The sequence below is a fragment of the Dyella japonica A8 genome, assembly GCF_000725385.1.
GTDB classification, from domain to species: domain Bacteria; phylum Pseudomonadota; class Gammaproteobacteria; order Xanthomonadales; family Rhodanobacteraceae; genus Dyella; species Dyella japonica_C.
The window spans coordinates 1,035,011-1,058,147 of record NZ_CP008884.1 but is presented as its reverse complement, the minus strand read 5'-3'; the positions used below and the strand labels follow the sequence as shown (position 1 = coordinate 1,058,147).

The window sequence follows — 23,137 nt, the reverse complement described above, 5'->3', positions numbered from 1 at the left end:
TGACCATGCGGCGCCGCGGTCGCGCACAGGGTGCGCTCCCACCAAGGGCGCGCTTCGTCACACGACGGGCAGCTTCAACTCCTCCGCCATCGCCTCGCGCATCAGGTACTTCTGCACCTTGCCGGTCACCGTCATGGGGAAGGCGTCAACGAAGCGCACGTAGTGCGGCACCTTGAAGTACGCAAGATGGTGGCGGCAGTAGCTCTGGATTTCCGCCTCGCTGGATTCGCAGCCTTGGCGCAGGCATATCCACGCGCACACCTGCTCGCCGAACTTCTCGTCCGGCACGCCGAACACCTGCACGTCCTGTACCTTGGGATGGGTGTAGAGGAATTCCTCGATCTCGCGTGGATAGATGTTCTCGCCACCGCGGATGATCATGTCCTTGAGACGCCCCACAATGGTGCAGTAGCCCGCCTCGTCGATCACGGCGAGGTCGCCGGTATGCATCCAGCGTGCCTCGTCGATGGCTTCGCGCGTGCGCGCCTCGTCTTCCCAGTAGCCGAGCATCACCGAGTAGCCCCGCGTGCACAGTTCGCCCGTGGTGCCGCGCGGCACCACACGGCCGTGTTCATCCACCAGCTTCACTTCCACGTGCGGGTGGATGCGCCCGACGCTGCCGACGCGCCGCTCCAGCGGATCGCTGGTGGTCGACTGGAAACTCACCGGACTGGTTTCCGTCATGCCATAGGCGATGGTGACCTCGCTCATGTGCATGTCCTCCACCACGCGGCGCATCACCTCGATGGGACACGGCGAGCCCGCCATGATGCCGGTGCGCAACGAGCTCAGGTCGAAGTGGCGAAACTGAGGGTGCTCCAGTTCCGCGATGAACATGGTCGGCACGCCGTGCAGGCCGGTGCAGCGTTCTTCCTGCACGGCCTCCAGCGTGGCGAGCACGTCGAAGCCTTCGCCGGGGATCACCATGCAGGCACCGTGCGTCACGCAGGCCAGGTTGCCCAGCACCATGCCGAAGCAGTGGTAGAACGGCACGGGGATGCACAGCCTGTCCTGCTCGGTAAGGCGCATCGCCTCGCCGATGAAAAAGCCGTTGTTGACGATGTTGTGGTGCGTGAGCGTCGCGCCCTTGGGCGCGCCGGTGGTGCCGGAGGTGAACTGGATGTTCACCGCATCGTCGAAACCAAGCTCCTTCTCCACCGCGTGCAGGTGCGCGATCGCCTGCGCATCGGCGCGCGCGGCCAGTTCGGTCCAGCGACGCGTGCCCGGCGCCGCGTCGTCATCGAGCAGGATCACCTCACGCAGGGACGGCAACCGCTCCGATTGCAGCGCGCCGGCCGCGCTATCGGCGAGTTCAGGCGCCAGTTCCATCAGCATGTCGAGGTAGTGCGAGGACTTGAAGCGCCGCGGCAATACCAGCGCGCGGCAGCGCACCTTGTTGAGCGCGTACTCCAGCTCATGCAGGCGATAAGCGGGGTTGATGTTGACCAGGATCAGCCCTGCCTTGGGCGCGGCGAACTGCAGCACCACCCATTCCGCACGGTTGGGCGCCCAGATGCCGATGCGATCGCCCCGCTGCAGGCCCAGCGACAACAGGCCGGCGGCGACGCGCTCCACGTCGGCGTGGAATTGCCGGTAATCGAGGCGAATGCCCTGCGAGCGCACCACCAGCGCCGGCCGCTCCGGATAAGCGGCCGCGATACGGTCCAGCAGGCCACCCACGGTGTCCCCAAGCAGCGGCTGCGAACTGGCTCCCTGGACGTAGCTCGCGGCAGGCATGGCGGGATTCTCTGGGTACGGGAACCGAGCATAGCACCGGGTTTATCGGGGTCGGCGGGGTTATCGACCTTGGTCGATGAACGGTGCGATGGGATGTCTTCAAGCGCCTATCGCGTGGGCGACAAGCCGACGACGCGGTGACGATGTAGCGCGGCCCTCGCGCACAGGGTGCGCTCCCACAGGGTAGGCGGGGTCGCGGTTTGTGTGGGAGCCCACCCTGGGGGCGACAGCCAACGGAGCAGCAACGACGAGATGCTGTGGTCGCGCACAAGTGCGCTCCTACAGGGGGTGCGGGCTTGCTAGGATCGGTAGCACCTTACGCGGAGACACTCACCATGCGCCTGACCTCGCTCGCCCTGGCCGTCGCCACTGTCATCGCCGGCACCGCCCATGCCGCGGACACCACGCAACTCGTGCAGGGTGAACTGCCGCAGGTCACCGCCTGGCGACGCGATATCCACCAGCATCCCGAACTCAGCAACCGGGAAACGCGTACCTCGGCCCTGGTCGCTGCGCAGCTGAAGAAACTGGGGCTGGAGGTGCACACCGGTATCGCGCATACCGGCGTGGTGGGCATCCTCAAGGGCGGCAAGCCGGGACCGAAGCTCGCCATCCGCGCCGACATGGATGCGCTACCCGTCACTGAAGAAGTGGATCTGCCGTTCGCCTCCAAGGCCAAGGGCGAATACCGTGGCAAACAGGTCGGCGTGATGCACGCCTGCGGCCACGATGCGCACACCGCCATGTTGCTTGGCCTCGCCACCGTACTTGCCGGCATGAAGAAAGACCTGCCGGGCGAGGTGATGTTCGTGTTCCAGCCTGCCGAGGAAGGCGCCCCCGCCGGCGAGCAAGGCGGTGCGTCGCTGATGCTGAAGGATGGCGTGTTCCGTGATTTCAAGCCTGACGCGATGTTCGGCATGCACGTGGTCAGTTCGCTCAACGTCGGCATGGTATCGGTGCGCCCCGGCCCGACCATGGCGGGTTCGGACTGGTTCAAGATGGTGGTGCACGGCAAGCAGACGCACGGCGCGATGCCGTGGGGCGGCATCGACCCGATCGTGACGTCGGCGGAAATCATCAGCGCCGCGCAGACCATCGTCAGCCGCAGGCTCAACATCAGCGACCTGCCCGCCGTGCTCAGCTTCGGCATCGTCGAAGGCGGGGCGCGCTACAACATCGTGCCCGACAAGGTGGAACTGCAGGGCACGCTGCGCACCTTCGACGCCGGCATGCGCCAGCAGGCGATGGACAACCTCAAGAGCATCGCCGAACACGTCGCTGAAGCGAACGGCGCCACCGTGGAAACGCAGATCCCGGTGGGCGACAGCAACCCCGTGCTGGTGAACGATCCCGCACTGGCGGCACGCGTGCGCGCCAGCATCGGCAAGGCCATCGGCGGCGACCATGTGATCGAGGCCAAACCGTGGATGGCCTCGGAAGATTTCGCCTACTTCGCGAAGGAAGTACCCAGCGTGTATTTCTTCGTCGGCTCCACGCCCACGGGGCAGGATGCGCTGGCGGCCCCCGCCAACCATTCGCCGAAATTCTTCATGGACGAAGGCGCGCTGAAGATCGGCATGGAGTCGATGCTGCAGGCGACGCTGGATTATCTCAACGCGCCGGCGTCTTGAGCAGGAAAAACATGTGCCCGGCCCCGACGGTTCTGGACCTGCCGGGAAACCGGGCGACATGCCCCACTCAGTTCGCTACGTAGTTGGCTATCAACTGCACGTTGGCAAAGGTCTTCACACCGGTAACGCGCACGTACCACGTACCCGGCGGTGGCGCGGTGGCAACGATGGATTCGTTATTGGTGTTGGGCTTGACCGATGAGAAGTCGGCATTGGAGCCATTCGCGGCCACGGGTACACCCACCTTGGCGTACAAAGATACGTCGCCCGTTCCCCCCAATGTGCGGATGGTGAGGTTGGTGGCATTCGCTGGCAGCGTGAAAGTGTAGAGCGTCGAATCGCCTGCGTTGCCGGCTTCCACCACCGGCGTGCCGGCCTTGAGTGTAATCGGCAACTGGGTGCTCGCCGGACTCAGCGCTGCCTTCACGGCGGCGTTGGCGTCCACGATGCCGGCGCCGAACGGATAGCCCTCATTCACCGGGAACGCACGCGCGGACGCCACCAGTGCCTCCTGGATCTGGAACGGCGTAAGCGCCGGCTGGCCTGCCTGCTTCACCGCCTCGATCATCAGGGCAACCACGCCCGACACATGCGGCGTGGCCTGCGAGGTACCGGCCATGGTGCCGTAGGTCGGATTAGCCGGTGCCGTCAAGCCACTGTTGAGCGTCGACCAGACAAACCCAGCCTGCATTTGCACGCCGGTCGACACATCGTCGTTCTGGTAGATGCCACCACCGGGAGCCGCGATCGACACCAACTTGCCCGTATTGGAGTAGAACGCACGCTTGCCTGTGATACCCACGGAAGAGACGGCGACAACACCCGGGCAACTCGCCGGCGAGAAATTGGCCATGTCCACGCCGTTATTGCCGGCGGCAACCACCACGGTGACACCACGTGAAATGGCGCCTGCGATGGCGGTGCCGAAGGCGTCCGTCGCTTCGCACATGCCTGGGCCACCCAAACTCATGCTAATCACCTGCGCGGGATTGGGGTTGGCCGGCATGTTCGGCACCGAACCACCCGAGGCCCAGGTAATCGCATCGGCGATATCGGAGGTTGCACCACCGCAATGCCCCAGTGCACGCAGCGGCAACACCTGTGCACCTGGCGCCACGCCCGTCACACCCACGCCATTATTGGTGATCGCACCGATGGTGCCGGCGACGTGCGTGCCGTGCCAGCTGCTGTTGGTCCGCGTGTGACAGGACATTGTCACCCTCGTCCAGTCGCCCGTGTCCCAGCCGCCGGCCACGCGACCATCCGCGGCACGTCCCGAAGTCTCCGCCGTGGTAATGAAGTCATAGCCCGCGTTGGCAAGTGCGAGATTCAGGTCCGGGTGCTGTGTTACACCTGTATCGATCTCGGCCACCACCACGCCCGTGCCGTCGTAGCTCGGCCATACCGTGGATGCATTGCTGCCACCGTAATTGGCGTAACCGGTCGTGTCGGTGCCAATGGTTTCCACCGTACCCGTGCCCGGATGCATATGCCACTGATAGGAGAAGTACGGGTCGTTCGGCGTGCTGGTGCCCACGGCAGCGGTCTTCAGCGAGCTGGGTGCGATGTCCTGGACGATCTGCATACGCACGTCAGGCTCGACATGGGCAACGGCAGGATCGGCCGCGATCTGCTGCATCAGGGTCAACGCCTCCGCGCGACTGAGTTGGCGGCTGGCATGTACCACGTCGGCGCCGATGCCGAGCTTGCGCTTCCACTGCATGCTCACGGCATGCGTGGGCGTGGCCTTCTGCGAGGCCGCATCGAGCTTGGCGCGCGAAACCGCCGCCGCGACGCTCTGCGTCACGGCCGAGGCATTGCTTCGCTCGGAGGCGCCAGCACGATAGGTGACGATGAAACCATCGACGGTGTCATTGACGCCCATGGTGGACACATTGATGGTGGCACCGGTATTGGTGACCACAGATGCGGCGTGCGCCGCTGAAAAGCCCAGCGCCGAAGCCAGCGCGGCCAGGCGGAAAAACGTACCGTATTTCATGCATGACTCCCCGACATGATGAGTGAAAAGGCAAGGGCGCCGGACCGGCGCCCGCCCCTTACCAGCTGAAGCCGCCGCCAACGCCGACGGACGTTTCCGAACCCGACACCGATCCACCCACCGACACGCTTGCGTGGTTGTTGGCGAACGCACGCTGGTAGCCAACGGCGAACGCGCCCTGGCCGTTGTAGTTGCCGGCGCCAAAGCCCACTCGGTTATCGCCCGCGAGGTTCGACGTGTTCGCTGTCATCTGTGCCATCGCGGAACCCATCGCGCCGACACGGTCGAGACGCTGGTTGACGTTGTTGAACTGGTCATTCATCTGCGTGCGCAGCGCGCCGATGCCGGCGTTGGCGTCGTAGTTGGCAATGGCCTGGTTGGTGTACGCGTTGGCCGAGTTCAGCGTCTGCTGCGCAGAGGCGTCGGTATAGGTCTTGGCGGTGGCGATGGCCGCCTGCACCTGGCTGCTGACCTGCCCGACGTTCGCCGCATCGGTGACGTTCACGCCGGCCGCGACGTTGACGATCTGACGCTGGTTGGTGGCCGTACCCACCGACACCGTGTTGGCGGCGTTGGCCACCGAGCCCTGGCCCAGCGCCACGGCGTTGGCCGCCGTCGCCGATGCGCCCTGGCCCACGGCCGTGCCCGATGCCGCCGTCACGGACGCGCTTTCGCCCACCGCCACCGCATTGGTCGCCGCCGCGGCGATGGTGGTGTTAGCGCCCACGGCGGTACTGCCATCGGCATTGACCTTGGCGTTGCCGCCGAAGGCCGTGTCGTTGGGGCCATGCGCCAGCGCGCCGCCACCCACCGCCGTGCCGTTGTCACCGCTGACACCCGTACCCACGGCGGCACCGTTACCGATCGCCACGGCGTTGTTGCCGTTGGCACTGGCATTGCTCGTGCTACCCGCTTGGCCATTCACCGCGAAGGTGCCGGGCATGCCGCCGCCACCGGCGCCGACCTGCTTGCTCAGGGAGGTGTACTCGGTATTGAGCGTCGACAGCTCGCTGTTGATGGTGCTGGTCGCGCTGGTCAGCTGACCCAGGTTCACCGCATCGGTCGTTTGCACACCGGCGGCAACGTTGTGGATCTGCGTGCCGCTGGTGCCCGCCAGCGTGATGCCCGCCTTGGTCGCGTCGTCGTAGTTCACCGCCAGCGCAGTAGCCTGCCCAGTCGCGCTACTGAGAGCCGCGTTCAGCTGACTGACGTTCACCGCGTCGGTACTCGCGGTACCGGCAGCCACGTTGGTGATCTGGCGCTCCGCACCAGCAGCGCCCACCGAGACCGTGTTGTCGCGGTCGGCCAGGGAGCCCGCACCAATCGCCACCGCGTTGGCACCCGTCGCCGTGGCATTGGCACCCAGGGCCACACTGCTGTCACCCGTCACCAGCGCGCCATAACCCACCGCGGTGGCATAACCATTGGTGGTCGTGGTGAAGGAGCCACTGCCCAGCGCCGTGTCACCCACGCCGGACGCATAGGCACCCGAACCCATAGCAACGCCATAGTCGCCGCTGGCTTGGGCCTGAGGACCAACAGCCAGACCTTGCGTGCCCAACGCAATCGCATTGTTGCCCATGGCCTGCGCTGCCGAACCTGTGGCCGACGAGTTCACGCCCACCGCCATGGCCTGGTTGGTGTTGGCCAGCGAAGAGGCGCCGATGGCGAGCGCGTCGTTGACGCTCTGAGTGGCATCGGCGGCTGTCGGATTACCGGCCACGGCACCGTAACCAATCGCCATATTTCTTGTTCCGACGCCGGCGCCTGCAAACGCATTGGTGCCAATCGCCTCGTCACCGGTCCAGTTGGCGATAGCGTTGTAGCCCAGCGCAACAGAGTCCGTGGCCCAGGCCACGCTCTTTGCGCCGATCGCCGTGCTGTGGATCTGGCTACCACTCGCGGAGCCATCGGCAATGGCGCCGTTACCAATCACCACGCTGCCATCGCCATTAGTGAGTGCGGAATAGCCAATGGCCACGGAACCGGCGGTGGTCGCGGCGTTGCTGTAACCGGCATTGTCACCCGTCGTGGCGCTGCTGTTGGGCGTTACCGTCTGCGTGCCACCGGCCAAGGCGTTGGCACCCATCGCCACGCTGAAGTCCCCTATAGCGTGCGCACCCGCACCGTAGGCGCTTGATCCGGCGCCCGAGCTGACGGCAGAGGAGCGGTACCCCACCGAGCCGGTACCGTTGACATCCAGCCACCCGCCCACGGCCGTGGAGCCTGGACCCTGGGCGTATGCGCCCGCACCCATGGCGATCGAGCCCTCACCGTAGCCGATGGCATGATTGCCGATGCCAATGGCGTCGACGCTGCCCTGGGCAACGCCCGAACCATAGCCAAGGGCGAGACCATACATGCCGCCATAAACAACAGCATTCGCGCCAATCGCGATGCTGCCTGTTACGAGCTGGCTTACCGTGCCATTGCTGGCGGCCATGAGCGTGGCCCCTGTACCGATGGCGATGGTGTTCGGTGAGTTGGCATCCGTCGATGAACCGGCACCCAACGCGATGGCACCGCTTGCCAGCGCCTGACTACCAGCACCGAGGGCCACCGACATTTGCCCCGACGCGACCGCCGTGGCGCCCAACGCCGTGGCGTACTGGCCGGAGGCCGTCGTACTGGTGACGCCATCAGTCGTGCCCACGGCGACGGCGTACTGCGCGGAGGCCACTGCACCAGAACCGACGGCCAACGAGTTGGAGGCACTGGCTGTCGCGGCATAGCCAATCGCCGTGGCCTGGGTCAACTGGGTGTTGTTGATCAAGTCGCCAGCGATTGAACTTGCACCGAGGGCCATCGATTGCGTGGCGCCGGACACGATGGCACCCGTGCCCACCGCCGTATCGTTGGTGAGGCCCGTGTAATTGCCCGAACCCACGACCACCTGTGCACCGGAGCCCAGTACCACGGCGTTGGCCACGTCCGTACCGATCGCGCCGTTGCCAATCACCGTGCCGTTGGTACCGGTGGCTTGCGCACCGGTACCAACGGCCATGGACGCAGCGCCCGTTGCCTGTGCCCCCTGGCCCACCGCCACGCTCGCGTCGGTGGCGGCATTGGCACCCTGGCCCATCGCCATGCTGTTCAAACCCGTGGCGGTCGCGTTGTTGCCAACCGCCGTCGCGGCATTGCCGACGGCATTCGCGCCGCCGCCCACTGCCGTACCGTTATCACCCTGCGCCTGCGCTCCGGTGCCCAAGGCGGCGCTGTTGGCGCCAGTCGCCGTGGCGTTGGCGCCCAGCGCAACGGCTGCGTTCCCCACCGCGTTGGCCGCACTGCCGACCGCTGTCCCGTTATCGCCGTGCTCCTGCGCACCGGCGCCAACGGCCGTGCCGTTGCTGCCCGTGGCCACCGAGCCCGAGCCCGCGGCAACGTCGTTGCTGCCAGCCACCGACGCGTTGGTGGTGCCGCCGCTGCTGGGACCGGACATCGCAACGGTCCCCGAGGAATCAACTACGGTGGTCGTGGTGCCGCTGGCCGGCGTCGGCGTGGGTGCCGTCGCGGTGGGAGGCGTGACCTGCGCGTATGCGCCATCCGTGATGATCATGCCAAGCGCGAGTGCGCCGGCCGCGGCGATCTTGCGCGCGGCGCCCTGGCGACCCTTGCCTGCCATCTGTGCGAGTTCGGAAACCGCAACCACGGCGCCCCGCGCCGGGCTCCAGACCTTGCTATAGATCTTGTTCACTGCAAATCCTCCCCAATGGACGCTGGCAGCGTTGCCGTTCCCTCTGGCTTGACGACGGGCGATCTCCCCAGACCGCTCCGTCGACGCTGACCCGCGACGACCTTTTGAAAGGGGCGTATGCGCCCCGTTTGTGTGATGCGTTTCGGAGATTCAGCGAGGGAAAGAGGCAAGTCACGCACGCTCCCACACCGGACAGCACGCAGCTCTCCAATCTCACCAAAATTTCCTCTTGCTCACGTGGCGCAGGCGCGGAAGAATGGGAAAGTAGGTCGCGTGATCCGATGGGGATCGAAGAAACGCGATGGTTGTTGACAGCTTCCGGAGGGGGGAGTGTGACCATTCCAGGACTACGGGCCGTCAGGGAATGGCTGGACCGGGCACCAACAAAGGATCCTGTCGACCGTCTCAACGCTCGCTTTATCCAGATCCTCATGATCGCGACTGGATTGCAGGCGTTACTGGTGCGCGTGTACTACATGCTCGCCGAACCGGGCGCAGCGCTCCCCGCCGTATGGTCCGTCGCGGACATCACCGATCTCGGTGCGGACGTCGGCATTTTGCTAGGCGCGTGGATCGGTGTTCTTATGATCCGGCGCGGGCGTTTCAACCGCGGCATTCAATTCTTTCTGTGCGTTTACCTGCTGACGCTTGCGGCGAATTTCGCCACCACCGGCTATCGGCACGCGCCGCCCGACCCCACGCCAACGCTGTTGCTCGCCATTGGCGGCGTCGTCCTTGGGCGCCGTACGCTGTGGACTGTTTACTTCGCCATCATTGCCTGCTTCGCGCTTGGACAACTGGGTGACACCTGGTGGCTGCCAGGGCAAAAGCAGGACTTCTGGTGGTCGTTTCATGCGTTACCGATGCTGGTCGTCGCGTACTTGATGGTGGCTTTCGCCATCGACTGCACCACCCGCGCGTTGCGCCAGATGCTTTCCGACGCGGTGCAGCGAGGCGAGGCACTCGCCCGCAGCAACGAGCTGCTGAAAATAGAAATGGCGGAGCGCGAACGCACGCAGCACCAGCTGATCCATTCGCAAAAACTCGACGCCATCGGGCGCGCCGCCAGCGGCGTCGCCCACGATTTCGACAACGTGCTCAACGTAGTGCTCGGCTACGCGTCACAACGCGAACAACTGGCTGACCTTGGCACGCCAGCCCTGCTGAACGCCATGCAGGGTATCGAATTGGCCGCGCTACGTGCGCTCGCCATCAGCCGCAAGCTACTCAACTTCAGCCGACAGGAAGTCGGCGTCAGCCAGGTGTTCGACGCATCGACCGCGCTGACCGAACTCGAACCGATGCTGCACCAGCTGCTGGGCAACTACATACTACTCGACCTGCAGTTGCCGCCGACCGAACTGCCATTGCAACTCGACCGCGGCCAGTTCGAACTGATGATCCTCAATATCGCGGCGAACGCGCGCGACGCCATGCCGGAAGGTGGCCAGTTCACACTGCGGCTGGCTACCGGCGGCACTCCGCCCATGCTGGAGCTCACGCTGGCGGATTCCGGCGTCGGCATGAGCGACGAGGTGCGCGCCAAGGTGTTCGAGCCGTTCTACACCACCAAGCCGTTCGGGCGAGGCACCGGTCTGGGGCTATCCGTGGTGGCAAGCATGGTCAATGCTGCGCACGGCACCATCGACGTGACCAGCGCGCCGATGCAGGGAACCCGTTTCGTGATCCGACTGCCGATCCATGCCGCGCCGCAGGTGCTCGTTACCGTGGACGTCCAGACGTCCAACAATAATCACTAGTCGCTGGTGAACAGGTAGCCCTGGCCGCGCGACGTAAGCAACGGCAAAGGCTGGCCGGCCGCATCCTGCGCCTTGCGGCGCAGGCGATGCACCATCATTTCCAGGCGGTGCGGATCGAATTCGTAGATGTCTGAGGTCAGCGCGCTGATCAGCTTTTCGCGCGACACCGGCTCGCCACGCACCGCCATCAGCACCCGCAGGATGCAACGCTCGGGCGCCGTCAGCGGCAGCGCTTGTCCACCCGGCGTGACCAGGCACCAGTCATCCGTATCCAGCCGCCAGCGGCCGAGGCCTGCCGAGGGTGCCACCGGGCCGCCGCCACCGGGCGCGCCGGCGAGGCGCCGCGCCACGCTGTGCAGGGTGGCCGCCAGCACCTCGATGTTGACCGGCTTGTTGAGGAAGGCATCGGCGCCACGCGTCAGCGCCATGACGTGGTCGTCCATGCCGGTGTTGCCGGTGAGCATGACGATGCCCAGCGTGGAGATCTCGCGCAGGTGCTTCACCACGTTGAGGCCACTTTCGTCGGGCAGGCCGATGTCGAGCACCACCATGTCAAAGCGGCGGCTCAGCATGTGGCGGTACAGCTCCGCCGCCGAACCTGCGCCCGTCACCTGGAAACCGAAGTAGCGCAGGCCGGGAAGGATGATGCCTTCGCGCAGCTGTGCATCGTCTTCCAGCACGCCGATATGCCAGGCGCGGTCCAGCGTTCGGGCGGTCGTCTTGGAGGTTCCGTCGTTCATGCGGCGCGCTGGCGAGGGTGGCGTGGAAAGTCGTGACACTCTGCGTGCGCGACCTCTGTTTCGTCAACAGCGGCGTATCGTTTTTTCTCATTTTGCCGCTTTGCGCACAAGGACTTGCGTGCGGCTTCGTGGGCTGCGTGAGCAAGTGTGAGAAAGGGTGGGGGTAGGTGCGTGTGTTGTGCCGCACATCTAGTGAAAGCTGAAACCAAGCCGTCGTCTGGCTAGCGCATCGCCGCTGCAAACCAGGGGGTGCCCACGCAACCTGGGGGCACGGGGTTCACGGGATCGTCGCTAGTTGTTCGCGCTCGGCAAAGCGCCCGCCGGGCGCTCCATCGAATCGGGGCCTTGTGGCCTCTTGCATCCCGGGGATCGAAGATGTCCAACCACACCCGTACGACCCACGCCGGCGCGCCTGTCGGCAAAGCGTTCCTGCCCTTGGCCCTTGCACTTGCCTTCAGTCCGGTGGCCGCACATGCCACCAACTGGACGCCAACCCGCAGCCACGCCGTACTGCTGAAGACAGCCACCACTTCGCCGGCCACGACCGGCCAGGCGCCGGTCACGCATACCAGCTATGTGGTCAACCGCACTGGACTGCCGCAGGTGCAGTCGCTGGTGACGCCGCTCAACAACAACAAGCTCCTGCACATCGCCGTAGGCCTGACCCTGCGCAACACCAACCAGCTCGAGGCGTTCATCAGGGACGTCAACACGCGCGGTACGGCGGCGTACGGCAAGTTTCTGACACCCGCGCAGTTCAAGGCCACCTACGGTCCGACTGACGCGCAGGTGCAGAGCGTTGTGGCACACCTTCAGCAGTCGGGCTTCACGCATGTCACGGTGTCGCCCAATAACACGCTGGTCTACGCCGATGGTAACGCCGCTGCCGTAGCCACGGCCTTCAACGCCAGCATGAAGACGTATAGCGACAACGGCAAACTTCGCTTCGGCAACGACAGCGACGTCATGGTGCCCCAGGCGCTCGGCGGCATCGTGGATTCGGTGATCGGCCTGCAGAACATCGAGCACAAGCACCCGATGAACTTCCTCGGCAAGCCGATGACGGAGACGGCAAACGTCACCGCGCAAGGCACCCCGGTGGCGGTAACGCACTCGCCCGTCCAGTTCCCGGCCATCTACGACGCAGGCACCACCCCGACGGCATTCAACACCACGGTAGGCATCATTACCTGGGGCGATCTCACGCAGACGCAGCAGGATCTCAAGACCATGACCACGGCCATGGCGATGAGCGCCACCAACGTCCGCGTGGTGCCCGTGACACTTGGCACGGCCGTGGACTTCTCCGACGACCCGGGTTCGGACACGGAGTGGAACCTTGACTCACAGTCCATCGTGGGAACGTCCGGCGGCGTGAAGCAGCTAGTGTTCTATACCGCCGCCAACGGCCAGAACGGTGCCGCGGACGAAGAGTTGAGCGACGCCGGCATTACCGCCGCATACAACGCTGCGGTGACCGATGCCAGCGGCCTTGCCAAAGTGATCAACGTGTCCTTGGGCGAAGACGAAACCATCGCCAACAAGACGGGCACGCAAGCGGCCGACGACGCCATTTTCAAGCAGGCCGTGGCACAGGGCCAGACATTCTCCGTTGCCTCGGGCGACCAGGGCGTGTATGTCTCGACCAATGGCGAATTTGCCAACAGTGCCGGCGCGGTGCTGGCCTCGCCATTCAGTCTCTCGTCGTACTCGGTCAGCGAACCGTCCACGTCGCCCAACGTCATTGCTGTCGGCGGCACACAACTGATGACCAATGGCACCGCGTGGGCCGGCGAAACCGCCTGGAACGACGGCGTAGCGCAGGCCAGCGACGGCAATGAGCGTATCTGGGCCAGCACGGGTGGCAAGAGCCTGTTCGAAACCGCGCCTGCATGGCAAGCCTCGTTGCTGAGCGCCACGGTGCGCCAGGTGCCGGATATCGCGTTCGATGCGTCCTCGTACACGGGTGCGCAGATCTTCATCGGTGGCCAACGTTACTCGGTCGGCGGCACCAGCCTGGCCTCGCCGATCTTCGTAGGCGTATTCGCCCGCGTGCAGACCTATGCCAACAACAGCATCGGTTTTCCGGCCAGCATGATGTACCGCGACTTTCCGACCAATGCGTCGGTGCTGCATGACGTGACGTCCGGCAACAACGGCTTGAACTACAACGGCACCACCTACGGTTACAACGCCGCTACCGGCTGGGATTTCACCACGGGCTTCGGCTCGCTGGACATCAGCCTGTTCAACGCACTTGCCTATACCTGGGGCAACGGGGCACCGGCGACGAACGCCCCGCCCCCGCCGGCGCCGACCGCGCTGAGCAATGGCGTGGCGGTCGCCACGCAGGGGCCCGCAGGCAGCAGCCAGCAGTTCACGCTGGTCGTACCGGGTGGCGTGACGCTGCTGTCGTTCCGCACGTCGGGTGGCAGTGGCGCTGTGTCGCTGTACGTCAAGCGCGGCAGCGCCGCCAGCGCCACCGCCTACGACTACATGTCGGCTCGTCCCGGCGGTAACAACCAGAACGTTGCGGTCCGCACCCCCGCAGCAGGCATCTATTACATCACCGTAACCAGCCCGGCCATATTCACCGGCGTAACCGTGCTCGGTTCGTACCAGTAAACCCACACGCTTCCGCGCCAATCCTGCGGACCAAGTCATTTCCATGCTGCGGCGCTGGGGAGCGGCGCAGCGTGGTCATCCATCACATCGGATATCGCCGTCCATCCATCGCGCTGCCAGAAGGAGGCTCCGTGGAATGAAGGATGCGCTTTGTCCGGATGAAGCTTATCGGGGAACACCATGAATAAGGTTTACAGCAAGGTCTGGAACAAGACGTTGGGCAGGCTCGTCGTGGCAAGCGAACTCGCGCGGTCACGCAAAGGCGGCGCACGATCGTGCGTCCTCGGCATCATGTTGATCAGCGCGATGCTTGGTTTGCCAGAAGGGGGCCACGCCGCGGACCAGACGTCCACGCAAGCAACTACGCCGTCCTCGGTTCAGGTATCCACTCCCACTGACCCGTACTTCTCAGCAGACGGCGCGGGCAATGGCAGCGATTCCGCGGTGTCGCTCGGCGCGAACAGCGTGGCTGCCGGCGCTATGAGCACCGCTCTGGGCGCGCAGAGCATGGCCATGGGTTATGCGAGCCTGGCTAACGATGACTACTCCACCGCGCTCGGCGGCGGCGCGACGGCCTATGGCATCGGATCATCCGCTATCGGTAATGGCGCGAACGCGGGTTTCTCCGTCGCAGGCTACTTCAACTACGCCACCGCGCTGGGCTATCTGGCCACGGCGTCGAACTACAAGACCACGGCGGTCGGAGCGCAAGCGCAGGCGACGGGCTTGAGCAGTGTTGCCATTGGCAGCTACATCGTCGATTCCGGCGGCAATGCGAAGGTCACCGACAATTCCGGCAACCCGGTCGCCGCCCTGGCATCGGGCGATTACGCCACGGCGGTAGGCCCCAGCGCCCAAGCCACGGCCCATGGCACAACGGCGATCGGCGTGAATGCCAAAGCCACGCAAACCGACAACGTCGCCATCGGTAACTCCGCCAATGCATCCGGCGGCATCAATACCCCGGTCGTGGCCGTGGGCACCGCCGCCCAGGCCTTGGGTGACGGCACCGTCGCTCTGGGTTATCAGGCCGTGGCACAGGGAGACCTGGGTACGGCGATCGGCACCGGCGCACAGGCCACCGGCTATGCCAGCATGGCCACCGGCGTCAGCGCCATCGCCACTGGCACGGAGTCCGTCGCAACAGGCGGCGGCGCACAGGCCATGGGCGGTTACAGCATTGCGCTTGGTGTGGCATCCACCGCCTACAACACCAATGACCAGGCGATGGGCGCCAGCGCTTACGCGGGAGGTGGCGCCGGCACGGGCAACCTGGCCATTGGCAACTTGGCCGTTGCGGGTAATCCCAATGCGGATCCCACCCAGGCCGCGCAAGCGGTCAGCAATACGATCGCCATCGGCACCTCGGCGACCGCCTCGGCCACCCAGTCCATTGCACTGGGCAACGCCGCCTCGGCCACGGCCCAGAACGCCGTCGCGGTTGGTGCTGGTTCGGTGGCGAACCGCAACAACACGGTGTCCATGGGCGCATCGGGCACGGAGCGGCAAGTGGTCAACGTGGCCGCGGGCACGCAAGCGACTGACGCGATAAACATGGGTCAATTGACGTCGATGGGTACATCGGTCGCGCAGGCACTTGGCGGCGGAGCGACCGTGGCCAACAACTTCACCACGTCCTACGCTGTGCAGGGCACGACATATTCGAACGTTGGATCGGCCATCACGGCACTGGATTCAGGCGAGACTGCGCTGAACCAGGCGGTATCGGCACTGCAGACGGGCGGCGGCGGTAGTCCGCTGGCTATTTCGTACGACACCTCGGCCAAGGCCGGCGTCACGCTGGCGGGCACCGTCGGCACGCAGATCCACAACGTTGCCGCCGGTGTGCAATCGACCGATGCGGTGAACCTGGGTCAGCTGACCAGCGCGACCAGCACCATCGACAGCGAGCTGTCGACGCTCAATACCGAGTACACCTCCCTGAGCAAGCAGGTCGGCGCCGGTGGCGGCGGCATGCCCGGCACCTTCGCGGTGAATGGCCAAGCGGGTAGCACGAGCAACGCCAGTGCCAACGGCAACAACGCCGTGGCGATCGGTAACGGTGCCGCCGTGGGCACGGGTGTCAGCGGTGACAACGGCACGGCGGTGGGTGGTGGCGCGCTGGCGCATGGCCCCAACGACACGGCCTTCGGCGGCAACGCCAAGGTCAACGCCGACGGCAGCACCGCGGTGGGCGCCAACACCACCATCGCCGCGGCGGCGACCAATGCCGTGGCCGTGGGTGAAAGCGCCTCCGTCACGGCCGCGTCGGGCACGGCCGTGGGCCAGGGCGCGTCCACTACAGCGGCGAACGCCGTGGCACTCGGCCAGGGCTCGGTGGCGAATCAGGCCAACACCGTGTCGGTGGGCACGGCGACCAACCAACGTCAAATCGTCAACGTCGCGGCCGGCGTGAACGTCACCGATGCGGCGAACGTCGGGCAGGTCAGCAGCCAGGTGCAGGCGGCCATCGCCACCGCCAAGACCTATACCGACGCCTCTGCGCAGCAGACGCTGAACTCGGCCAACGCGTACACCAACCAGGCCATTGCCAATTACGACGCCAACGCCGGCATCGGCGCGCTGCGCACACAGATGAATGACCAGTTCCAGCAGGTCAACAAGCGCATCAACGACCAGGGCGCGATGGGCGCGGCCTCGACGCAGATGGCGATCAACGCTGCGGGTGCCACGGGCATCGGCCGCATCGCCGCGGGTGTGGGCTACCAGGGCTCGCGGTCGGCATTGTCCGTGGGTTACGCGACGCCGGTGGGCAGTAGCGCGCACATCAGCGTGGGTGCCACGACCAGTGGATCGCAGACCTCGGTGGGCGCCGGCTTCGGCGTGGACCTGTAAAGAGCACGCAGCGGCGACGCTCTCCCTGATCGCCGCTTTTCCGCACCCCCGGCGCCAACACGCCGGGGTCTTTTTTTCAGCGATGGCTACTGCACGCCGTAGCTGCCCAGCACGATGGGCATCTCACCGCCCAGAAATTCGACGCGCGACGGCACGCCTGTACTGTCGTGGTGCTCGCGTGCCAGGTGACGGGCCAGCTTGATCGCCACCGCAGGGCACAGCTGGCTGCGCACCAGTCGCTGGCCCAGCGTGATGCACCACTGCCGGCCATCGCGTTCGCAAATGGAATAGACGGATTTCATCGCACTTCCTCCTGCTCCTGTGGCGTTGTGCGCAAGGCGCGACGCCTGCCCTCTGGTCGTTCGTTGGTGAACCTGTCGCAGTCGGCACCGTGACGGTGGTCGGCGCTAGGGGGTGGCGCCGTAGAGGGTCACCAGGTTCCTTGTGGACCGCCACGGTGCCGACGGCGACAGGCTCGTCGTGCTTCACATCTGCGCTTTCGCCATGCCCTTGAGCTCCACGCGGCGATTGGGCGCCAGGCACGCGATCAGTCGATCGCGCTTCTTGTCATTGCACTGCACGACTGGATTGGCATCGCCGCGTCCCACCACCCGTATGTCCGTGGGTGATACGCCGTGCGCGGCCAGGTACTCGCCCACCGCCACCGCGCGGCGCTTGGACAGCACGAGGTTGTAGCGCTCGCTGCCGATGCGGTCGGTGTAGCCGGTGATCAGGATGTCCTGGATGTGGCTGGCCTCCTGCACGCGCGCGAGCAGGCCGTCGAGGTTGGCCGCGCCCTCCGGCGTCAGCGTGGCGCTGTCGAAGGCGAACATCGCATCGGAGGACAGCGTGATGGTCGTCATCGGCGCCGGTGCGGGGGCCGGCGGCGGTGCGGGCGGAGGCGGCGGCGCGAGCAGGTCCTTGCACGATTCCGGCTTCCAGTAGTACGCCCGCGCCAGGTGACGTTGGTCGAACTGCACCTGGAACTGGCATCGGAACGCACTGCCGTCGGTTTCACGGAAGGCGAAGATGTAGTTCCAGCGATGCACGCCGAACACGCCCTCGCTGAAGTGCGGCGTGCCAAGCAGGTCGTACAACTGGTGCTTGGTCATGCCGGGTGCCAGCTTGCGCAGGTTTTCCACGTTGACGAACATGCCTTCGGGCATGGTGGCGCGTGCCGGGTCGGGAAAGTCCGGACGGACATCCGCCTGTTGCGCATGGCTGGCCGTGATGCCTGCCGCCGACAGGGTGACCGCCGCCGTGACCAGCACGGACAGCAGCCGCGTGATGTTGATGCTCTTTCGCATGACGATTCCCCTTGATCGCAATCCGAAGTGGGCCGTGTGGCGCCTTACCACTGCATGCCCGCACCGAGGGCGAAACCCGCGTCGCCGCGCGTGTCCGCGCTGCCCGTGAGCTTGTAGACCCAGCGCCCGCCCTGCGAGATGGTCGACACGCCGATGGCGATGCTTGATTCACCGCGGAACGTGCCGGCGGATACCGCCGCCATGCTGCGGCCCGGCTCGTAGGCCTGGGGCAGGCCAGCCATGGCCATGCCTGCGGCAATACCGGCGTTGGCGCGATTGCCCATGTTCTGGATCTCGCCGTGGAGCTGGTTGTAGCGCTGGTCGGTGTAGTTCTGCGCCCAGTTCTGCGCCTGCTGGATGCCGGCGTTGAGCTGGCCCACGTTCGCCGCGTCGGTGGTGGCGCTGCCGGCGGCCACGTTGTGGATGGCGGTGCCGGCGCTGCTGCCATTGCCCAGGGTGACGTTGCCGTAGTCGGTGCTGCCGTCGCTGTTGGTGTCGTAGCGCACGGTGCCCTGCGTCGAACTGGTGATGCTCGCCTGCATCTGGCCCAGGTTCACCGCGTCCGTGCTGACCGTGCCGGCGGCCACGTTGGTGATCTGGCGCGTATTGCCGGCGCTGCCCACCGATACGGCGTTCGCGCGGTCCGCGATCGAGCCCTGGCCCAGCGCCACCGCGTTGGCCGCTGTCGCGGAGGCACCCTGGCCAACCGCCGTGCCGGAGGCGCCCGTGACGGAAGCGCTTTCGCCCACCGCGACCGCGTTCGTCGCCGTCGAGGCAACATTGGTATTGGCGCCCACGGCGGTACTGCCATTGGCATTCACCTTCGCGTTGCCGCCGATGGCGATGTCGTTGGGGCCAGCCGCAAGGCTGCCGTTGCCGACCGCGACCGCGTTGGCGCCGCTGGCCGTGGCGGCGGGACCGGCGGCGAGGCTGTTGGCGCCCGTCGCACTGGAATCGACCAACGCCGAGTTGACGTTGTAGTACTTCACGTTGGTGTTGTTGACCGTTCCACCGCTGCCCGGCTTGATGTTCTGGATCGCGTTGTAAAGGCTGGTGTTGCTGTAGACGTTGCTGGTGTCCTGCGTCCAGCCCCACATCTGTGCGCCGTTGACGGCCTGCGTGCTGGTCGAGTTGATGGCGCCCTGGTGCAGGTTGGCGAGGGTGGTGCCGCCCGTCACGCCGCCGTCCGTACTGCTGGGGCCGGCCAGCGTCACCGTGGCGTGCGTCGCGTCGTCGTACTGCACGGCATTGCCCGCGACGAAGGAGACCGCTTCCAGCTGCGCCAGGTTGACCGCGTCCGTCGGCGCGCTGCCGGCGGCGAGGTTGGTGATCTGACGCTCCTGCCCGGGCGCGCCGATCGACACTTCGCCCGCGGAGTTCTGCGGCGCACTGAGGCCATAGGCGGTGTACCCCGTCTGCGCGCCACGCGACGCGGTGGAGGCGTAACCCAGCGCGACACTGTTGGCGACTGTCGACGTGGCCTGCGCGCCGATGATGGTCTGCGCATTCGCCGTGCCGCTGGCGCTGTCGCCGATCACCACGGAATGGCCCTGGCGCGCGGCGTAGTCGGCGGTCGGCACGCCGGTGGGGTTGTTCGGATCGTTCGCGCCGCTGCCAGGGAAGGCCGAGGCTGCGGTGACAGCAGGCAAGGTGTGGCTTGCATTGGTGCCGATCACCACTTCCTTGGAGCCATTGGCGGTGGCGCCATCGCCCATCAGCACCTGATAGTCCTGCGCGGCATTCACCGCCCAGCACGAGGTATTCACCACGCCCAGCACATTGGCGCAGGTGGATGCCCAGGCCGGCGCGCTGTTGGGCAGCACCAGGCCGAGCAGGCCACCCGCTGCGCCGTTGTTGATGTTGGTGATGTAGCTGTCCGACTTCACCGCCCCGATCAGCGTCAGGTGGGAATTGCTTCCCGTACCGCCCAGCGAGGTACCGCCCGTCGTGGTGAGCACGGTACCCACCGGCGTGCCGTTGACCACCGGTATGCCGAGCACGCTGGTCACCGAGTAGCCCTGCGTGAAGTTCGCCGCGTTCACCTGCAGGCCACCGTTGGTCACGTAGCCGTTGGTGTTGTTGAACAGCGCGTTGCTGTTGGTGCCAAGCAACTGCCCAGCCGTACCCACCACGCCACCGTTGCCCACGATGAGTCCCGTCGGCGTGGACGACGGCTGCGGCACCACCGGCACCGCAGCCGGACTCGCACCCGTGGTGGAGCCAGTCGTACTCGTCGCTGGCGTCACGCCCAGCAGCGACGCCACGCTGGGCAGCGCCTGGTTGACCAGGCCCGATGCGCCCGGAATCGCGCCGACCAGGTTCTGGCCGGACGACTGACCGTTGCCCGTGGCACCCAGTTGCACACCCGGCACGCTGTTCACCGTGTCGGCCACGGTATTGGTGACATTGCCCAGCAGCGACGAGGCTGTGCCGCCCTGGCCAAGCGTGCCCGCAACACCCGTACCGTTGGGCTGCGCTAGCAAGGCATTCGCGGTGGAGGCGACATCGCCCGTGGTCTTGTTGAGGTCAGGCAGAACTTTGCCAAGTGCGGGATCGGTTGAACCCAGGCCGCTGCCCGAGGTCGTACCGGCGACCGTGCCCAGCACGTTGTTGAGCGTACCCGTCACCGGCTGCAGCACGCCCGACACCGTCCCACCCACCGGCGTACCCGCCGTGGCGGTGCCGACGATGCCTGTCACCGTGCTGGTGATGCCACTGACCGTGCCGGAAAGACCGGAGCTACCACCCGATGAGCCGCCGCTGCTGACCGGCTTGAGCAGCGCGCCGAGAGTCGAGGTCACCCCCGATACCACACCGTTGACGTTGCCCAGACCGGTGCCGCCGGAAACCGGCTGCAATACCGAACCCACCGTCGACGTCACGCCGTTCACGACGCCGCCCACGCCATTGCCCGCGCCAAGCACGCCGCCCAGGCCACCACCCGTGCCCGACACGCCACCGAGGACGTGGTTAACCGTGGCTGCCACCGGCTGCACCACGCCGGACACCAGGCCGCCGGCGCCGTTGCCCAGGCCAAGCACACCGCCCAGGCCGTTGCCCGCGCCTGTACTCGTGGCCGTGCCGGCCAGCGTCGTCGCCACGTTGTGCAGCGTCGATTCGACCGGCGGCAACACGGTGCCCGTGACGCCAGCGAGCGGTGTGCCTGCGGTGATGCCGCCCACCACGGCATTCACCGTGTGGTTCACGCCATCCACCGTAGCGGGCAGCGAGGAAACGAGACCGTTCGAACCCAGCACGCCGCCCAGGCCACCCAGGCCACTGCCCGAACCAGCGGTCGCGCCGCCAGCGTCGTCGCCACGTTGTGCAGCGTCGACTCGACCGGCGGCAACACGGTACCCGTGACGCCAGCGAGCGGCGTGCCTGCGGTGATGCCGCCCACCACGGCATTCACCGTGTGGTTCACGCCATCCACCGTAGCGGGCAGCGAGGAAACGAGACCGTTCGAACCCAGCACGCCGCCCAGGCCGCCCAGGCCACTGCCCGAACCAGCGCTCGCGCCCGCCAGCGTCGTCGCCACGTTGTGCAGCGTCGATTCGACCGGCGGCAACACGGTGCCCGTGACGCCAGCGAGCGGTGTGCCTGCGGTGACGCCGCCCACTACCGCGTTCACCGTGTGGTTCACGCCATCCACCGTGGCGGGCAGCGAGGAAACCAGACCATTCGAACCCAGCACGCCGCCCAGGTTGCCGGCACCCGTGCCGCTCGTGACCGATGACAGCACCGGCTGAAGCGATGAAAGTACCTGCCCACCGACGTGAAGATTGACGTTGGTATTCACCAGCGGCGTGCTCGAGAGCACCGGCACGGCGACACCGACGTGCGCATGCGCGTCCACCAGGTCGCCTTGGCTGGCGAGCACGGTGGCGCGTGCGCCTACCGTGGCATTCACCGGCGGCACGGCGATACCGGACGCCACGGGAATCGCCGGCGTGCCCCCGTGGACGAGCCCATCGGCACCCAATACCGCAGGTGCGTTGTTATCCACGAGCGAGCTTGTGGCATTCGCATGCGTGGCCAGCACCACCGAGCGGTTGCGATCCACCGCGTCATTGGTCGAGGGAAGCACGGCCGACACCACGCCTTGTCCCAGCGCCGCGACGTTGGCACCGCCGGAGATCGCACCGACGCGCGAACCCAGGTCGGCGGGAAGGGCAACGCCCGAACCCATCTGCTGGCTGGTCGGCACGATGGGCACGCCAGCCCGGGCGCGCACGCCGGCGACCGTGCTCTTGCGAGGCATGACCGGCACGGAGGACGACGCTGCCTCACCGCCCGGCAGCGTCACCGCCACACGGTTGAACACCGGCTGCGCGCCGATGCTCGCGGCGATCGGCGCGCCGGACGACGACGACGGGTGGTCGTACTTGGACGCCAGCCCCATCAGGTCGTTGAGCTTTGCATCATCCGCGCTCTGCGCATGCGATGCCTGGTGATACGCCAGCGCACACAGCGCCAGGCCGGTCATCAGGAAGGCGCGTGCCGACGGCAGGAAGCCCACCTGGCGAGCGACGCGATGACGCTGGGTCGAGAGTTCCGAAGCCGGCACCCACGCACGACGGGATTCGGACCAAACGAGTTGGTAGATGCGATTCATCAGGTTGTCCCCTATTGGCCGGCGCAGAGCACGTCGTGTGTCCGCGCATACAGGTCCACGAGCGTTGCCGGCACACGTCATGTGCAACCGGCAAGCCTGGGGCTCATTACAGCGATGCTCCGCGCCGCCGAATGCCTCATTCCGGCAACGGCATAAGCCAATCCGGCAATGCC

General features: G+C 66.2%; 12 protein-coding genes and 1 pseudogene. 5 read left to right on the top strand and 8 right to left on the bottom strand.

What is annotated here, in order from left to right; translation table 11 throughout:
• Positions 1-57: 57 nt before the first annotated feature.
• Positions 58-1,737 carry an AMP-binding protein gene (locus HY57_RS04430; protein ID WP_019463740.1) on the bottom strand — a complete coding sequence of 560 codons (1,680 nt, stop codon included), beginning with the start codon at positions 1,735-1,737 and terminating at the stop codon, positions 58-60.
• Positions 1,738-2,072: 335 nt separating this feature from the next.
• Between HY57_RS04430 and HY57_RS04425 the strand changes: the two genes are divergently transcribed.
• Positions 2,073-3,368, top strand: a complete 1,296-nt coding sequence (locus HY57_RS04425; protein WP_019463741.1) for an amidohydrolase — start codon at positions 2,073-2,075, stop codon at positions 3,366-3,368.
• A gap of 67 nt (positions 3,369-3,435) precedes the next feature.
• Here HY57_RS04425 and HY57_RS04420 read toward each other — a convergent pair whose 3' ends face one another.
• Positions 3,436-5,367, bottom strand: a complete 1,932-nt coding sequence (locus HY57_RS04420) for a S8 family serine peptidase (RefSeq protein ID WP_019463742.1) — start codon at positions 5,365-5,367, stop codon at positions 3,436-3,438.
• Positions 5,368-5,425: 58 nt separating this feature from the next.
• Positions 5,426-9,061 carry a beta strand repeat-containing protein gene (locus HY57_RS04415; RefSeq protein ID WP_038579368.1) on the bottom strand — a complete coding sequence of 1,212 codons (3,636 nt, stop codon included), beginning with the start codon at positions 9,059-9,061 and terminating at the stop codon, positions 5,426-5,428.
• Between the two features lie 332 nt (positions 9,062-9,393).
• Here HY57_RS04415 and HY57_RS04410 point away from each other — a divergent pair, with 332 nt between their 5' ends.
• Positions 9,394-10,821, top strand: coding sequence for a sensor histidine kinase (locus HY57_RS04410; RefSeq protein WP_157786170.1), 1,428 nt, complete (start codon positions 9,394-9,396; stop codon positions 10,819-10,821).
• Here the strand turns inward: HY57_RS04410 and HY57_RS04405 are convergent.
• Positions 10,818-11,561: a response regulator transcription factor gene (locus HY57_RS04405; RefSeq protein WP_019463698.1), complete on the bottom strand. Its 744-nt coding sequence runs from the start codon at positions 11,559-11,561 to the stop codon at positions 10,818-10,820. The two genes, HY57_RS04410 and HY57_RS04405, sit on opposite strands and share 4 nt — an antisense overlap.
• A gap of 375 nt (positions 11,562-11,936) precedes the next feature.
• Here HY57_RS04405 and HY57_RS04400 point away from each other — a divergent pair, with 375 nt between their 5' ends.
• The 3 genes and pseudogenes from HY57_RS04400 to HY57_RS04395 all read left to right on the top strand — a co-directional run bounded on the left by HY57_RS04400 (position 11,937) and on the right by HY57_RS04395 (position 17,042).
• Entirely contained in the window at positions 11,937-14,186 is a 2,250-nt protein-coding gene (locus HY57_RS04400) for a protease pro-enzyme activation domain-containing protein (RefSeq protein WP_019463697.1), read from the top strand.
• Positions 14,187-14,366: 180 nt separating this feature from the next.
• Positions 14,367-14,480, top strand: a pseudogene (locus tag HY57_RS22275) (ESPR domain-containing protein); the annotation flags it as partial.
• A gap of 186 nt (positions 14,481-14,666) precedes the next feature.
• Entirely contained in the window at positions 14,667-17,042 is a 2,376-nt protein-coding gene (locus HY57_RS04395; protein WP_235186613.1) for a YadA family autotransporter adhesin, read from the top strand.
• A gap of 86 nt (positions 17,043-17,128) precedes the next feature.
• Here the strand turns inward: HY57_RS04395 and HY57_RS04390 are convergent, their stop codons facing one another.
• From HY57_RS04390 to HY57_RS04375, 4 genes are all read right to left on the bottom strand, one after another.
• Entirely contained in the window at positions 17,129-17,344 is a 216-nt protein-coding gene (locus HY57_RS04390) for a hypothetical protein (protein ID WP_019463544.1), read from the bottom strand.
• Positions 17,345-17,527: 183 nt separating this feature from the next.
• Complete coding sequence (locus HY57_RS04385) at positions 17,528-18,349, bottom strand: OmpA family protein (RefSeq protein WP_019463545.1); 822 nt, start codon at positions 18,347-18,349, stop codon at positions 17,528-17,530.
• Between the two features lie 44 nt (positions 18,350-18,393).
• Complete coding sequence (locus tag HY57_RS04380) at positions 18,394-21,606, bottom strand: YadA-like family protein (protein WP_144240768.1); 3,213 nt, start codon at positions 21,604-21,606, stop codon at positions 18,394-18,396.
• Entirely contained in the window at positions 21,552-22,964 is a 1,413-nt protein-coding gene (locus HY57_RS04375) for an ESPR-type extended signal peptide-containing protein (RefSeq protein ID WP_038579362.1), read from the bottom strand. Before HY57_RS04375 ends, HY57_RS04380 begins: the two co-directional genes overlap by 55 nt.
• Positions 22,965-23,137 lie beyond the last annotated feature (173 nt).

Bases quoted from the DNA above. Each gene is read 5' to 3' on its own strand.
- HY57_RS04430 (WP_019463740.1), bottom strand. From the start codon at position 1,737: ATGCCTGCCGCGAGCTACGTCCAGGGAGCCAGTTCGCAGCCGCTGCTT.
- HY57_RS04425 (WP_019463741.1), top strand. From the start codon at position 2,073: ATGCGCCTGACCTCGCTCGCCCTGGCCGTCGCCACTGTCATCGCCGGC.
- HY57_RS04420 (WP_019463742.1), bottom strand. From the start codon at position 5,367: ATGAAATACGGTACGTTTTTCCGCCTGGCCGCGCTGGCTTCGGCGCTG.
- HY57_RS04405 (WP_019463698.1), bottom strand. From the start codon at position 11,561: ATGAACGACGGAACCTCCAAGACGACCGCCCGAACGCTGGACCGCGCC.
- HY57_RS04400 (WP_019463697.1), top strand. From the start codon at position 11,937: ATGTCCAACCACACCCGTACGACCCACGCCGGCGCGCCTGTCGGCAAA.
- HY57_RS04395 (WP_235186613.1), top strand. From the start codon at position 14,667: ATGAGCACCGCTCTGGGCGCGCAGAGCATGGCCATGGGTTATGCGAGC.
- HY57_RS04390 (WP_019463544.1), bottom strand. From the start codon at position 17,344: ATGAAATCCGTCTATTCCATTTGCGAACGCGATGGCCGGCAGTGGTGC.
- HY57_RS04385 (WP_019463545.1), bottom strand. From the start codon at position 18,349: ATGCGAAAGAGCATCAACATCACGCGGCTGCTGTCCGTGCTGGTCACG.
- HY57_RS04375 (WP_038579362.1), bottom strand. From the start codon at position 22,964: ATGAATCGCATCTACCAACTCGTTTGGTCCGAATCCCGTCGTGCGTGG.